The organism is Photobacterium sp. AWH4_225, assembly GCF_056158405.1.
The window spans coordinates 3,115,849-3,131,080 of sequence record NZ_JBSWTF010000001.1; the positions used below are offsets into that span (position 1 = coordinate 3,115,849).

Genomic DNA, 15,232 nt, shown 5'->3' on the forward strand with positions numbered 1-15,232 from the left:
TCACCTTTAGAAAACCAGCATACTCATCATAGTGCTGAGTTCGTTGTTCATTTTGTAGATAGCCGCATCCATGGCGGAGAGTTGTTTGTACATCCGCTCTTCATACGCCTTCATCCGCTCATCCAATGTCGCCAGATCATCATCTAACCGACTCTGTTGTTCTTTTAGGCTGTCTTCTCGACTGGTGATTGTACCTTCCCGTCCGACGAAGCTATCGAGCAAATCATCGGCTTTTTTCAGAAAACCCTCATCGCCATTAAAAAAGCGGCCAAAATTAACAAAGTTATTGTCAAGTTGCTCTTCAAGAATGTCATCATCAACCTCGAGCTTGCCATAACGGTCAGTGGTCACGCCAAACTCTGAAAGCAAATAACTTTTTCCGTTAACCTCAACAGGTTCATTCAGGAGGTTACGCAGTTGGCTAAGTAATGAGCGAGATACACTATCGCCGACGAGCGGCCCACCACTCTCTTCTTCTACATTGTATTTTGACTGAGAGTCGACCATCTCGAACAAGCTATTGTACGCTTCGACGAATGAATCAATCGCTGATTTAGGCTTATCAGTATCATTTTCTATCTCGATGATGGCATTTTTAACTTCAATATCATCGGTGTCATTACCCGTGCCATAGGTGCCGGTAATCTTCTTTGCATCCAGCGTTACACCTTCAATCGCATCGGTAAAGGTATTCGTGCTGTTTGTTACCGTCGAGAAGCCATCAATCACAATCACTGCATCTTTGGCTTCCTGCATTTCCTGCATATTTGGGTTGCCGGTGATGTTATCAGGGTCAAAATCCAAATCGCCCAAATCCCCAGTAGCACCTGACGCATCAATACTGATCTTGTTTTCTTCACCCGTTTTGGTGCTTGAAAAAATCAGTTTGGCACCCGTGTCATCAGTGATGATAGTCGCTGTAATTCCAGGGTTATCATCAGCATCGTTAATCGCCTGAACCACATCTTTGAGGCTGCTCTTGTTAGCTGCGATACTGATTGTCATAGTATTAGAGCCAACACCAATAACCAAATCACCAGAGCCTAAACTACTATCAGGATCGGCAGTTAAGCTGTCACTGGCCACTTTATGGGTCTCAGCCAGTTGCTTAACTTCGACAGAGTAACGACCGTTTTGGGCATTACTTTCAACTGTCACACCCAAATAGCTGCTTTCAGATGATGAAGCACCTTTACTGGAAAAAACCTCATCTTCATCAAACGATTCGAACATGTCTTGCAGTGAACTGGCAGAGGACTTCACCAAGCCGTAGGCACTCAGGCTGGCGTCAACTTTCGACTTTTCATTGGTAATACGGATTTCTTTTGGCGTGCGCTCAGCCGCAACCAGTTGTTGAGTCATTCCAGCAACATCAAGACCAGAGCCTAAACCACCAACTGATAAACCTGCCATTTTTAACCTCTATCCAATTCAGTCTTTATGACTTGCCGCCTGCAGCAGACACAGTTCTAATGCAAAAAGCACGCCAAGCTATATTTTTTCTTGAAATGAACTCACGGAGTATTTTGCCAAATTAGAATTAAGCTCCAATAGCTCCTGTGCAGGAATCTGCCGGATCAGATCACCACTGGCCTTGTCATAAATGTATACAACCTGCTCACCATTCTCCTCGTCAAATTCAAACTTGAGTTCACGGTTGATCCGCTGCGACAAGGCTTCAATTTGCTCACGGTGAAATTCATTGAGTTCATCTGCTGAAGGCTCACTCATCAGTCGAGATGAATCTGCTTTTTCTGTTTGATTAACCGCGGACTTCAATGGCAACTCTGTTTTGGCAGCATCAGTAGGCTTTGAGCCACCTAGTTCACTAAGGGAAAGATTCAGCTTAGCTTTTGCGGGGAGAGCTGAATTAAGAGAAGAAGCTGAGGGGTTATCTGATAATTTATCCATGATAATCACTTCTCCTTAATGTTTACAAAAAGCGAATAGAGGCATGGCTACTCAGCCATGCCTCTTTTCTTTTAATGAATTACAGTAGGCTCAATGCCGCCTGTGGGTTCATTTTCGCCTGGGCAAGAATCGAAGTAGATGCCTGCTGTAGGATCTGGTTCTTGGTCAGGTCTGTGGTTTCTTTAGCAAAGTCAACATCCTTAATACGGCTGTTTGACGCATTTACGTTTTCATTGATGTTCGCTAGGTTGTTCAGCGTATGGTTGAAACGGTTCTGTACCGCACCCAAGTCAGCACGCTGCGAGTCAATGGCACCAATCGCTGAGTCAATAACGTCAATTGCACTTTGAGCACCGCTAGCTGTAGAGATATCGATATCGGCAACAGAGTTCAAACTTGAAGTTGAGCTGCCCATTAATTCAGTCAGATCAGTAGTACCATCATCTGATAGAGAGAAAGAGCTGGTTGAGCTTAGTGATAGCTCGGCGTTCTTAACGATTTCATCGTTTGCAGTACCTGCACCAACACCATCTAGTGTAACACCACCACCAGCAGCATCTAGTGCATCAGTCACTTTGATACCGTCAACATTTTTCGCAGACACTGTCAAATCACCGGCATCATCGATGGTTGCTGTATAGCCCGCTTTACCAAGATCAGCGGCTAAGTCTTCCATCTTACCCTGGTACTTATCTAGCTTGAATGAATCATCACCAATTTCTAACGTACCAGTTTCAGCTGCACTCAGGTTAGAGATTTTAGTTTGAACCGTTGTTTCTGCTTTTACACCGCTACCAGATGCGTTGATGTTAGCCATCACGTCAGTGACCTTATCTGTTGCTGTAACTGCAACAGTTTTATCACCATTTGGACCATGGATATTGATATCACCCGCAGTAAGGCCAACAGCATAGTCTTCACCAGCACTTGTCTGAGGTGTGGCAACACCAAATACAGAACCTGCACCGCCAGTTGTATGGTTACCAATCGCGTTAGCTGACACATCACCTAGGGTTACTTCGATAGTCTCGTTGGCATTTGAACCCACCTGGAAGCTTTGTGTGCCGTAGCTACCGTCCAGTAGGTTCTGGCCACCAAAGGTAGTCGTTTCTGCAATACGTGTCATTTCAGTTTGAAGTGCATCGACTTCTTTCTGAAGTGCCGCACGGTCATCATCTGAGTTCGAACCGTTCGCTGCCTGTAGAGATAGATCACGCATACGCTGCATGATGTTGGTCGATTCCTGCATTGCACCTTCAGCAGTCTGTGCAATAGAGATACCGTCGTTAGCATTACGCATCGCCACGTTCAGGCCGTTGGTCTGGCTAGTTAGACGGTTAGAGATTTGCAGACCCGCCGCATCGTCTTTAGCACTGTTGATACGCAAACCAGAAGACAAACGCTCCATGCTGCTGCTTACGTTGTTAGTTGCTGAACCTAGGTGACGCTGGGCCGTCATCGCTGAAACGTTAGTATTTACGGTAACAGACATATTTCGCTCCTTGTTGAGTTACAACCCAGCCTAAGCGGGGGTAAATATCTCTTTTTGTTTAAGTACTTCTATTAACGGCACAAGCAAAAATACCTTTAGGAATTTTTTTAAAAAAAATTAAAACGGGTCTGTGGGTCTGTGGGTCTGTGGGTCTGTGGGTCTGTGGGTCTGTGGGTCTGTGGGTCTGTGGGTCTGTGGGTCTGTGGGTCTGTGGGTCTGTGGGTCTGTGGGTCTGTGGGTCTGTGGGTCTGTGGGTCTGTGGGTCTGTGGGTCTGTGGGTCTGTGGGTCTGTGGGTCTGCAAGAAGACTCTACGAGCTACGCTGCTTCGTCAAACTCTAACTTTAAATGCCATGTATCGCTGCTAACTTTCCCATAGGGCCGTAGCACCGCTCTTAACTCCACAGTACCGATGTTTTTAAAGCGGCAAGACTCTGCCGCTTTAGTCTGAAAGAACGATTGGAGTTTACAGGTAGTTAAACAAACTAAGTTGCTTGGTTTGGTTGAAGGCAGCCTGGGAGGCCTGAAGGGCCAGCATGTCTTCGTTTAGCTCAATGATTGCCTTGCTGTAGTCCAAATCTTCCAAGCTTCCCTTGGCCTTATTGAGGCTCAATTCGAAGTCTTGATGCTGAGCCTCATAGGTTTCGAGCGTTTTCAAGCCAGTTCCGACTTCTGCCCGGCGTTGGTTCATATGGACATATGCTGCATTTAACTCTTCAATGGAACGCTGTAAGCTAGCTCTCGCTTCAGGAGATGAAGACGGTGACTCAGAGAAGTTGATCGCATCATTCATTGTCTGGAACAGATCAATGGTCGATGTCTTGTCTAAGGTGACGCTATCCCCCGGCTTTAGTTCACCATCAAACTTGATATCCAAATTCGCTTCATTACCTGGCGTGTTATCAATAAACTGAATCCCCTGTGAAGGATCATAAGGTTGGAGGCCTTGAGAGTTACCATCACGGAACAGTTCATAATCAAAGCCATCATTACCATTATCATGAAATTCAATACGGTAAAGTGAGTTATCATTCAACTCCGCATTCGTAGCTGAAAGCATCGATAGTTCTGAGCCATCTTGCAGCCCGGCATAATCAGGGCGATAGTCACCGAATGGGTTCTCTATTCCCATAAATACATGATCACCCGCCTGACTTGTTTGCACGTGAACAGATGTGTCTATACGTGCTTCACGATGACCACTGTCACCAAGGTATTGCACCTTGCCATTAGCATCTTCAACAAAAGGCTGAGTACTTGATTGGTGACCTGCAAAAACATAATTGCCACCTTCATCTTGCACATTCGCTAAATTCATCAAGCCGCCATATAAGCTTTCTAACTCATTTTTAAATGCGGTTTTATCATCGCCAGCCATCGCACCATTGATCATGCCAATCAGCTTCTGTTTGGAGCTATCAATGTGGCTTTCCACATTCTTGAGAGAGGTCTCAAGGGTGCCCAAACGGTTATTGGCCAAGGTGATTGATTTCTGGAACTGTTCAATTTGAACCAATTGTTGTTTGTAATTTTGAGTTGATACTGATGCAACAGGATCATCACCGGCGGTTTTGATACGCTTACCCGTTGCCAGTTGCTCATTGGTGTTGTTTACCGCCCCTTGCTTGCGCATAAGGTTAGACGTCAAGTTCTGATATTGGGAAAAGGTTGAAACACGATTGATCATAATGCCTCCTATCCTTAAACCGCACGCAGCAGCGTATCAAAGGTTTCGCGGGCCACGCTCATAATGCGGGAGGAAGCCATATACGCCTGTTGGAACTTCATCAAGTTTGCCGCCTCCTCATCCAAGTTGACACCGGACACACTGGCGACCCGCTCAGTGGCTGCATCAAAATCCAGTTGGCTGATCTGGCCAAACTTCTCGGCATTCATCTTCTGGATACCGACATCAGTCGTGAGGGTCTGGAACAAGTCAATCACGCTGGAGCGGCCATTGTTCATGGTCTTCTCGGTTTGCAGGTGCTGCATTTCCAGCAAGTTACTGTTATCGCCTTCCGCAGGCGTTGCGCCTAATTGCACCGTAAAGCTATCATTGGCTGCCGCGCCGCTGCTAAGCGCCAACGTCGGCACAGGATTATTCAAGGCGTCAGCAAAATGGATAACACCATTGGTTACAGGATAATCAATAGCCGTACTCGGAGGCAAAGCGTTGCCCTGAGCGTCATAACCAATCAAGTTGATCGGGTTGCCTTGGTCATCCAATACCGATAAAGAATCACCGGTGTTACTGATCGACACCTGATAGCTTCCACTAACTTGCGCTGTAGGTAGCGGCTCTAGTTGCGCAGTTCCTTGGTTTGCCTCTGCTGCCGTAACTACCCGCTGGGCGGCAATATCCGATGCTTCTGTTGCATTCATGGCCATCTGTGCGCCGCCAAGCCGCACAGGGCGAATGGTAAAGGTTTCATCAGACGGGGCCGCTGATAAATTACTAACGTTAATTTGCATACCATCAGCTTGCAGCACTTGCGGGTCTGTTGCTGCAATTGTTTGGTTCAATACTTCTTCGCCTTTGGCATTAAACATCTGGTAGCTATTGGTTATCCCATCAGTGCTTGCTTTTAACTGGTAATCACCCACTTGAAGTTTGGAGACATCATCAATGGCTACGGTCATATCGGCACTACTGCCCACCGGTTTAAGCACCCGCTGCTGCATCGCAATCGGATCATTGATATCAGCAAACATGTTCTTGCCCTGCTCGCCTTTCAAATCCAAGCCCTGGCGCTGTATGGTATTCACCTGCCCAGCAAAGCCGACTGCCATTCGGCCAACTTCATCGATGCTGCGCTCGACAACATCACGGCGAAAGCCAATCATGGCGCCAAGAATACCGCCCATATTATCAGCATCCAGTGGGGTGGCATTGTGGCCATCATCTACCGCGATTTGTGTCTGTAGCGGGTCGGGCTCACCCGGTATCACGGTTAGGCGAGATGATTCTGTGCCCGACACAAGAGTTTGCCCATCACCGATGATCACCGTATTCGCCAGGTTATCTTTACCCTTGAGTACAGTCACTTTGGTGTACTGGGCCAATTCATTGACCAAGCTCTGCTGCTGGTCAAATAAATCATTTTTCTCCCCGGCCGGATTTTCTTGAATGCGTTTATTCAAAGTGGCAATCTCTTGCCCCAAGGTATTCACCCTATCAACCGTTGCAACAAGCTGATCATTCACATCACGCTGCATACCAGCAAGGGTATCGTAGGTGCTATTGACTGTTTGGCTGACCAGAGCGGCATTTTCCAGCACCGCTTTGCGTGAACCAAGATCATTAGGATGATCTGCAAGGCTTTTCACCGAGTCGTAGTAATCGTTCATGCTGGAGATTGTTTTGCTGGCGTTGTTGGAAATGAATTCATCCATCACGGCTAGCTGGGCATGGCTTTCATTGGCTTGGTGGAGATTGGTTGTTGACTGGGTCAGTTCACGGGCAGCAAACTGATCATAAGCACGGCGCACATTGTCGATGTAGGCACCGGTACCGTATTGGCTGCCACCTATCCAGTGTGCATCATCCGCTTTTTGCTCTGCACTCTGGCGGCTGTAACCTGGGGTATTGACGTTACTAATATTATGACTGGTAACATTGAGTTGTTTCTGCGAGGTTCTCAGCCCACTCATACCAATATTAAGCAAATCTAACGCCATGCACTTATCTCCAGCCAGTTCCAGCGGCAATCATAACCACCCATAAGACAGGTAATGCAAATATTAAGCCAAAAGTAAAAATACAACTTTGAACGCTGACTGTTTGATACCAGTGTTTCTATAACCACTTCGAGCCTGAACACTTAAAATAATATATATGGTTATAAAGTGTGTTCGCTATACATCAAACTACAGTTAAGACATTAGTAGCCTGATTGTATATCATCAGGCGATATTCAGCACTTCATACCGTTTATTTAAAAGCTGAAATAGCCAGCTAAGAAATAGAGTTGAAGTTCTAACAAAAAAGCAAATGTTTAAATGATGTTTTTATGTTTTTTCAGAAGGAAAACCATAACATTAGCTTCACTCTCTTATTAAAACCTCCCTGAATACAACGCATACCACTGATTTTTAAGAAGTAAAAGTTAAATCGAACATAACACTTAAGATCTACCCCACTAATCATCTTTCATCTATTTTTTATCTAATTTATATTAATCACCGACAAAGACACATTTTTGCTACATTTATTTCATTAAATGCCAACCAGATCTAACATTGACAAATAAATTCACACTACACTAGATAAACAGTACAGCTTGTATATATAATTAACAGACATACCAACAAGCACTTTATAGGCGGTAATTATGAATATAGGTCTTGCAACATTGCTCGGCTATGCCATTAAGGAAATTATTGCACCTGTTGTAATGGATAATATTCGGGAAGGAAACCAAGAAAAAGTAGAGACCAATGAAATTCAGTCTGCTTTGTCTGAAAGTGAAGACACGTTGAAGATTATTTCTTCAATCGTTGATGTGTTTGTTTAGATTTTATCTATTGATGTTCTAACGCTATTTTTCCATTAAATCGTTTACCTGATCAAATACCCGCATCACTTTCTCGCTGTACCTTGGATCTGTCGCATAGCCTGCTTTGTGGATTTCGTTAATAAACGCTTTAGGATCCTGCGTATTTTCTAGCGCTACCGAATATCTTGGGTTCTGTTTCAAGAACTGTGCATAATCATTGAAGCTTTCATCAAAAGAATCATAAGAGCGAAACGCTGCACGCTCCTGAACAGCAATACCTTGATGGTACTCCAGGGTTTGCGTCGCCATCTTATCCCCTTTCCAACTCGGATCTGCCTTAATATTGAAAAGGTTATTGCTGTTACCCGCAGCATTGCTGATCACTTTCTTGCCCCACCCGGTTTCAAGAGCAGCTTGAGCAATCAACACTGCAGGATCAACCCCTAGCACATTAGCAGTACGGCGGGCATACGGAGCCATATGGGTAACAAAAGCTTGTGGAGAGTCAAAGCTGTCAGGCCGTTGGGCAGCTCCCAAGTCTGAAGATACTCCATTGGCCATATTACGCTGGGCAATGGCTTTGTTCGCTATCTCGGTGATCTGCTCTTCATTGATTTCAGGTTTGGGTCCAGCAATAGAAGAGTAACTCGGTTGATTGGTAGCCAAGTGATCACTAGCTTTAACGTCTTGCCGCTCAAAAGGCAGGTATTTGCCGCCCTTATCCAACTCAAAAGATTGCTGTTCTTTAACCAGCGTACCATCACTTTGTTTGGCTGAATCAGCTTCTTGGTGAGCACCAAGCTGCTGAACAATCATATCGGCCAAGCCTAAAGAATTGCTGCGACTGAGTTCGCTGGCCATCTGTTCATCATGCATTTGCTCAAAGAACTTGGCATTGCGGCTGCTCATCAAGTCCGACTCGAAGGCCGAATTGGCCTCACGCATTGACTTGAACATCATCTGGGTAAAGATGGCTTCGAACTGCTCGGCTGCCGCTCTTAAACTAGCCTGTTCACCCTCTTTACCGGTTTTGACCCCGGCACGAAGGCGATCGAGGCTTGAGATATCAAGAACAAAGCTGGTATCAGTCGGACTTTTCATCTTGCTCTCCCGTTAGATGATGATCAGCTGGCCTTCAATGGCACCGGCTTGCTTCAAGGCTTGCAAAATCGCCATTAAATCTGACGGAGCTGCGCCGACCTGATTCACCGCACGGACTAAGTCATCCAACGTCACGCCCGGCTCGAACAGGAACATCCGCGAGTCTTCTTCAGTCACGGTAATTTCGCTATCCGGCACCACTACCGTTTGGCCACCGCCAAAGGCATTCGGTTGGCTAGCCGATAAATTTTCCTTAATCGAAACCGTCATCCCACCATGGGTGATCGCCGCCGGCTTCAAGCGAACATGCTGACCAATCACTATGGTGCCTGTACGCGAGTTAACGATAATCTGTGCTCCGGAATCCGCAGTCTCGAACTCGACATTTTCAATGGTCGATAGGAAAGCAACACGTTGGCTGACATCACGCGGCGCGCGAACCCTAACCGATGCAGCATCCATCGCCGAAGCGACATCCGGGCCAAGGAAATTATTAATCGCATCGACCATATTCTGCGCGGTGGAAAAGTCCGGTTCAAAGAGGTTAAACGTCAGGAAATCACCTCGGCCAAACGGGTTTGGCACTTCCTGCTCAACAATCGCCCCAGAAGGGATCGTACCTACAGTTGGGGTATTGCTAACAATGCGCGAGCCATCAGCGCCATCAGCGGTAAAGCCACCGACCACTAAGCTGCCCTGTGCGACTGCGTAAATGTTACCGTCCAAACCTTTGAGGAAGGTTTGGAGAAGCGTACCACCACGCAGGCTTTTTGCCGATCCAACCGAAGAAACCGTCACATCAATTTGCTGGCCTTGCTTGGAGAAAGGCGGCAAGGTTGCATGGACAGCGACAGCCGCAACGTTTCGCGTACGAAAACGCTCGCCTTCAGGAATATTGATGCCAAAGTTATTTAACATCGCTCGGAAGCTTTGCTCGGTATAGTAAGCCGATGACGATTCGCCAGTGCCAGGCAAACCAACAACCAAACCATAACCCACCAGTTGGTTATCCCTGACACCAGCCACAGCGGCAACATCTTTAATGCGGGCAGCGTATGCTTGCGGTGAAACGACTGGCAATACCGATAGCATCAACAAGCTAAATAGCACTGACTGAAATAACTTTTTCATGATTTACATCGCCGCATTGAAGAATCGGGCAAACCAGCTTGGGGTTTGGGTATCTTGGCGATCGCCGGTTGCCGAGTATTGGATACGGGCATTGGAAATACGCGTTGACGGAATCGAGTTTTCCGAGTCGATATCGTCAGGACGAATAGTCCCGCTGACCCGGATGTATTCATCACCACTGTTCAAGGTCAGCCACTTTTCTCCTCTCACCAGCAAGTTGCCGTTTGGCAGTACTTCAATCACCTCGACTGAGATTGAGCCGGAGAAGCTGTTGCTTTGATCCGAAGACAGGCTACCTGAGAATGAGTTGTCGTTGGTCAAGGCATAGGATAAGTCATAATTGCCAATGTTGACCGGACGTCCACCCAACATGATCGGCTGCATGTTCATGTCAGTCGATTTGCCCAAATCCGAACTGGCGCTCTTTCTGGCCTGGGTGTTTTCTTCCAGCAGCACAGTGACGATATCGCCAAGGCCTGTTGGACGGGAGTCGTTATACAACCCCATAGAGTTGGTATTGCTAAACAGTGAGCCGGTAGAGGTTGCGTAGTGCTCCGGCTTTTCAGGCGGGCGTACGGAAGACCAGTTAGGATCACCCTGCACGGCATCTTCACGCGTTCTGACCAAACCGATAATGCCATCGCTTTGCTCGGTAGTACCTTCCACCGCATCAACATCGCTGACAGCGCTATCCTGATCAGATCCGGTATCAAAATTCTGTGCACAACCCGACAACAACGCCACCAGCAGTGCCACCCACAATACCGGCCAATACTTACCCATACCTTACTCCCTGTTATAGCTGCTGGTTCACGTAGCTCAGCATCTGATCCACAGTCGAGATCACCTTGGAGTTCATCTCGTAAACTCGCTGTGCCTCAATCATGTTGACCAGCTCTTCGGTCACATTCACGTTTGAGGTTTCCAGCATCGACTGGCGTACACTACCGAAACCGTCTAGCCCCGGGATCCCTTCTTGCGGGTCGCCGCTAGCACCCGTTGGCAGGTAAAGGTTTTGGCCAATCGGCTCCAAACCGCCTGGATTGATAAAGTTAGTCAGGTTGATTTGGCCTAGCACCTGGTTTTCCTGCTGATCACGAATACGGGCAGAGACTTCACCATCAGTACCAACGGTGATCGCTACAGCATTGTCAGGCACGACAATTTCAGGTTCAAGCACATACCCCGCACCTGAAGTCACTATCTGTCCTTCGTTACTCACCGTAAACTGACCGTTTCGGGTATAACCGATATTGCCGTCTGGCAGCATGACCTGGAAGAAACCGTCGCCTTCAACCATCATGTCGAGGGCGTTATCGGTGGTTTGGGTATTACCCTGAGTAAAAACTTTCTGGGTCGCGACAACCTTAGAACCGGCACCCAACATCAAGCCGGACGGCAAAGTGGTATCCTGTGTCGCCTGGCCACCAGGCTGATTAATATTCTGGTAGAATAAGTCTTCAAAAACCGGACGGCTTTTCTTAAAGCCCACTGTCGAGGCGTTAGCTAGGTTGTTTGAAACCGTTGAGATATTGGTTTGCTGGGCATCAAGACCAGTCTTACTGACCCAAAGAGCTGGATGCATTGGTTAACTCCTCGCTATTATCCGATACGCATTAAAGATGAAGACGCTTTATCCATGTCTTCTGCGGTTTTCATTAATTTGACTTGCATTTCAAAGTGGCGCTGAAGGTCAATCATATTGACCATTTCACCGACAGCATTGACGTTGCTGCCCTCCAGGGCACCGCTTAGCAAGGTCACACCTGCATCAGCATCTAGTCCCTGCGGGGTTGGGTTTGTTGTTTTGAACAAGCCATCAACATCTTTATACAAACTATTGTTTTCAGGGTTAACCAGCTTGATCCGGTTAATGGCCACCATGGCTTCCGGTGGCGCGCCCTGCGGCAAGATACTTACTGTGCCGTCTTTCTGGATCTCAATCTTGTTGATAGGAAGCGGGACGAAAATTGGCGCATCAGCATCACCCAAAATAAGCTGGCCATTGCTGTTTTGCAGCATGCCCATTTCATCAATCTTCAAGTGACCTGCACGGGTATAGGCTTCTTGACCAGAGGCATCCTGCACTGCCAACCAACCATTGCCTTCCACCGCCACATCCAAAGCACGCCCGGTCATTTTTACCGAACCTTGCTCAAAGTTGTTGCCCGGACGCTCTGTCATTGAAAACACTCGGGTCGGCAACCCTTCACCATAGGCCTGCATACTTCTCGCCTGCTGCAGGTCTGCGCGAAAACCCGTGGTATTCACGTTCGCCAAGTTATTGGCTGAAACCTGCATGCCGTACATATCTTGTTTAGCGCCACTCATGGCGAGAAATAATGCGCGATCCATCTAACCGTCCCCTATATCGATAGGCTTTAACAATGCAAAAAGTATACCAGTCTAAAATTGACCGCTAGATCTTTGATTTTAAAGAAACCAAAGCAAAAAAGAGAGGGTAATAACGAGAAAGGGGAAAAGAGTTGCCGCTTAGCTGACGGTTATGGTCAAAGAACGAACAAGCATCCTGAACAGGAGAAACGTGGCGTCAAAAAAATGACTTAAAAAAATAAAGCCCATAACGGAAGTCGTTATGGGCTCATTACGGTAGGTATATTAATTAACGGATCTGCAAGATATTCTGCTGCAGCTGGTTGTTTACATCCAGAGCACGCGAACTGGCCTGGAAGTTACGCTGCGCGGTGATCAAATCCACCAGCTCCTGAGTCATATCGATATTCGACTGCTCCAGAGTACCATTCTTGATAGAGCCGAACGAACCTTGTGATGCATCACCCCATACTGCCGCGCCCGAATCCTGGGTCACGTTCCATAGCGTACCACCCAACTGGGCTAGGCCTTGCTCGTTAGCCACACGTGCCATTGCTACTCGGCCAATCACTTTGTCCTTACCGTTAGAGTATGAGGCGAGAATGTTACCGTCAGAATCGATATCAACATTAGACAGATAACCTGTCGTCGCACCATCTGCATCCTCTAGTTTGCGGATTTCAAACGGTGAAGCGTACTGGGTTGGCTCATCATAGTTGAAAATAAGGTTCTGGGAGCCGTCTGCACCGCCAAGCTGAATACCCGCAGTTTGGAAATCGACTGTTTGGAAGTTTGGTGGATTAGTTACCAGCTGACCGCCCGCATCAAACTGTAGCTCATGACCTAAATGACCGTTACCAGAGTTAATACCATTTTGAACATCAAGCGATTTTTCACCGCCGCTATCACTCACTGTGTAGTACACACTCCAAGTATTTGGAGCCACACCCGGCTGAGTATCATCTTGCTTTACATAATAAGCAGACATTTTCAGCGGGTTACCCAATGAGTCATAAATCGTCGAAGAAGTCGCCTTGTTGTAAGAATCCGGATTGGAGAAATCAAACGGCGTACTCTTCGGCGTTGCTTCACCACTTGGCAAGTTCATCGCGATGTTAATGTTCTTCGACATGTTAGGCTGGCCAAACGTGTCATCGATTGCCATTGGCTTTGGCTCGTAAGAAGCAACCGTATTGGTATCCTGGTTGACTTCATAGCCAAGCAGGTAGTTGTTGTCGGAGTTTACAATCTCGTTATTGTTGTTCAGGTGGAATGCACCGTTACGCGTCAGGTTATTGTTCGCTGGTTCCGTCTTATTTGGCGCAACCGCAAAGAAACCTGTTCCTGACACACGCAAGTCCAGCGGGTTGTTGGTATAAATACTAGACCCTTCGTGGAACTGCTGGGCGACTGTTGCCGTCTGTACACCGCCGCCAGTGGTTGTCTTCGAGTTCGAAAAGATAGAGTTAGAATACACATCGGCAAACTCGGCGCGAGACTCCTTGAAGCCGTAGGTATTGGCATTGGCGATGTTATTACTGGTTGTGTTGAGATCTTTTTGAGCCGCACCCAGGCCACTCAAGGCAATATTCATGCTCATAATTGATTATCCTTTCGCTTGTGCTTTTCCGACCTGAAGTACATCAGCCAAATTGAATTGTTTGTCGAGACCAGCAAGGTTAAGTAGTACCTGGCCGTCTCCCTGCCCCATTACCACACTGTTAACATTGGCATGGGTAAATACGTCATAGTTTTGTGTTTCGCCGCCGACAAGGCCAGAGACTCGAATGGTGTATTGCCCCTCCGGCATCATCTTGCCTTGCTCGTTCTTGCCGTCCCACTCAATATCGTGATCGCCGGCACCTTTGGCACCGAGGTTGATCGTTTTAACCAGTTCGCCCTGAGGGGTTTCCACTCGCATCATGGCTTGATCAAGCGAGTTAGTCAGACGGACACGACCACTTAAGCCACCTTCAGTCGCTTTCATCCCGGTCGCACTTGGCACCAATACATCCTGCCCGACCAAGGTCGAAGCCTGCAGCGCTTGGTTCGACGTCATCGCGGTGTTCAGCAAACCGAACTGCTCATTCATCTGGTTGATGCCGTCTACTGTGGCAAACGAGGCCATCTGCGCGATCATCTTGTCATTGCCGACTGGCTCGAACGGATCCTGCTGTGATAGCTGCTTGGTCAGCAGGGATAGAAAATCTTCTTGTTTCAGCTGGTTCTGGCCAGTGGTTTTCTGCTCTTCTTGAACCTTTTTTTCCTGCATCGACTTTAGCTGGTCGAGGTAAGAAAGGTTGTTTGAACCTGCACCGTTAATACTGCTCATTGCCGTTACTCCCTACCTTACTTACCCATCTGCAGTGTTTTCATCAGCATCTGCTTGCTGGCATCTGCCACCTGGACATTGTTCTGGTATGAACGCGATGCCGAAATCATGTTAGCCATTTCTTCCATAACATTGACATTCGGCTTGTAGATATAACCTTCAGCATTGGCCAGCGGGTGATCCGGATTGTACTCGGCACTCAATGGTTTTTCGCTTTCAACAATGGCTTTCACCTGCACCGGGACACTTTCACTGCGCTTGTAACTCGCGCTTTGCAGCTCTGCGGCAAACACCGGATGCCTTGCCTTATAGGTTTCTTCAGCAGAGCTACTAACACTGTTGGCATTGGCAAGGTTACTGGAGGTGGTATTCAATCGCACCGATTCCGCACTCATGGCCGATCCCGTTACGTTGAAAATATTAAACAAACTCATTCA

14 protein-coding genes are annotated in these 15,232 nt (G+C 47.3%); 1 reads left to right on the forward strand and 13 read right to left on the reverse strand.

All coding sequences use genetic code 11. The features are described from left to right. Window positions 1-6: 6 nt before the first annotated feature. From fliD to flgK, 5 genes are all read right to left on the reverse strand, one after another. Complete coding sequence (gene fliD / locus ACXAD4_RS14445) at window positions 7-1,413, reverse strand: flagellar filament capping protein FliD (RefSeq protein ID WP_475242353.1); 1,407 nt, start codon at window positions 1,411-1,413, stop codon at window positions 7-9. A gap of 78 nt (window positions 1,414-1,491) precedes the next feature. Continuing rightward, window positions 1,492-1,911: a flagellar protein FlaG gene (locus ACXAD4_RS14450; RefSeq protein ID WP_475242354.1), complete on the reverse strand. Its 420-nt coding sequence runs from the start codon at window positions 1,909-1,911 to the stop codon at window positions 1,492-1,494. Window positions 1,912-1,990: 79 nt separating this feature from the next. Continuing rightward, a complete protein-coding gene (locus ACXAD4_RS14455) occupies window positions 1,991-3,403 on the reverse strand; it encodes a flagellin (protein ID WP_475242355.1) in 1,413 nt (470 codons plus the stop codon). Window positions 3,404-3,867: 464 nt separating this feature from the next. Next, the gene (gene flgL, locus ACXAD4_RS14460) at window positions 3,868-5,088 is read right to left on the reverse strand and encodes a flagellar hook-associated protein FlgL (RefSeq protein ID WP_475242357.1); all 1,221 of its coding nucleotides are present in this window, start codon (window positions 5,086-5,088) and stop codon (window positions 3,868-3,870) included. A gap of 14 nt (window positions 5,089-5,102) precedes the next feature. Further along, a complete protein-coding gene (gene flgK / locus ACXAD4_RS14465; protein ID WP_475242358.1) occupies window positions 5,103-7,079 on the reverse strand; it encodes a flagellar hook-associated protein FlgK in 1,977 nt (658 codons plus the stop codon). 653 nt (window positions 7,080-7,732) lie between these two features. On the opposite strand from flgK, the gene ACXAD4_RS14470 reads away from it, so the two are divergent. Beyond that, window positions 7,733-7,915, forward strand: a complete 183-nt coding sequence (locus ACXAD4_RS14470; RefSeq protein WP_107299305.1) for a hypothetical protein — start codon at window positions 7,733-7,735, stop codon at window positions 7,913-7,915. Between the two features lie 24 nt (window positions 7,916-7,939). Here ACXAD4_RS14470 and flgJ read toward each other — a convergent pair whose 3' ends face one another. The 8 genes from flgJ to flgC all read right to left on the reverse strand — a co-directional run bounded on the left by flgJ (window position 7,940) and on the right by flgC (window position 15,229). Further along, window positions 7,940-8,998 (reverse strand): flagellar assembly peptidoglycan hydrolase FlgJ, encoded by a 1,059-nt coding sequence (gene flgJ / locus ACXAD4_RS14475; RefSeq protein WP_475242361.1) that lies wholly within the window; start codon window positions 8,996-8,998, stop codon window positions 7,940-7,942. 12 nt (window positions 8,999-9,010) lie between these two features. Beyond that, complete coding sequence (locus tag ACXAD4_RS14480; RefSeq protein WP_475242798.1) at window positions 9,011-10,090, reverse strand: flagellar basal body P-ring protein FlgI; 1,080 nt, start codon at window positions 10,088-10,090, stop codon at window positions 9,011-9,013. 42 nt (window positions 10,091-10,132) lie between these two features. After that, window positions 10,133-10,912 carry a flagellar basal body L-ring protein FlgH gene (locus ACXAD4_RS14485; protein WP_475242362.1) on the reverse strand — a complete coding sequence of 260 codons (780 nt, stop codon included), beginning with the start codon at window positions 10,910-10,912 and terminating at the stop codon, window positions 10,133-10,135. Window positions 10,913-10,925: 13 nt separating this feature from the next. Next, window positions 10,926-11,714 (reverse strand): flagellar basal-body rod protein FlgG, encoded by a 789-nt coding sequence (gene flgG, locus ACXAD4_RS14490; protein ID WP_044624008.1) that lies wholly within the window; start codon window positions 11,712-11,714, stop codon window positions 10,926-10,928. Between the two features lie 17 nt (window positions 11,715-11,731). Beyond that, window positions 11,732-12,484 carry a flagellar basal-body rod protein FlgF gene (flgF, locus tag ACXAD4_RS14495; RefSeq protein WP_475242364.1) on the reverse strand — a complete coding sequence of 251 codons (753 nt, stop codon included), beginning with the start codon at window positions 12,482-12,484 and terminating at the stop codon, window positions 11,732-11,734. Window positions 12,485-12,752: 268 nt separating this feature from the next. Further along, the gene (gene flgE, locus ACXAD4_RS14500) at window positions 12,753-14,063 is read right to left on the reverse strand and encodes a flagellar hook protein FlgE (RefSeq protein ID WP_475242365.1); all 1,311 of its coding nucleotides are present in this window, start codon (window positions 14,061-14,063) and stop codon (window positions 12,753-12,755) included. A 6-nt stretch (window positions 14,064-14,069) separates the two neighbouring features. Beyond that, window positions 14,070-14,795, reverse strand: coding sequence for a flagellar hook assembly protein FlgD (locus ACXAD4_RS14505; protein WP_475242366.1), 726 nt, complete (start codon window positions 14,793-14,795; stop codon window positions 14,070-14,072). Between the two features lie 17 nt (window positions 14,796-14,812). Beyond that, on the reverse strand, window positions 14,813-15,229 hold the full coding sequence (gene flgC, locus ACXAD4_RS14510; protein ID WP_317523970.1) for a flagellar basal body rod protein FlgC: 417 nt from the start codon (window positions 15,227-15,229) through the stop codon (window positions 14,813-14,815). Between the last annotated feature and the right edge of the window lie 3 nt (window positions 15,230-15,232).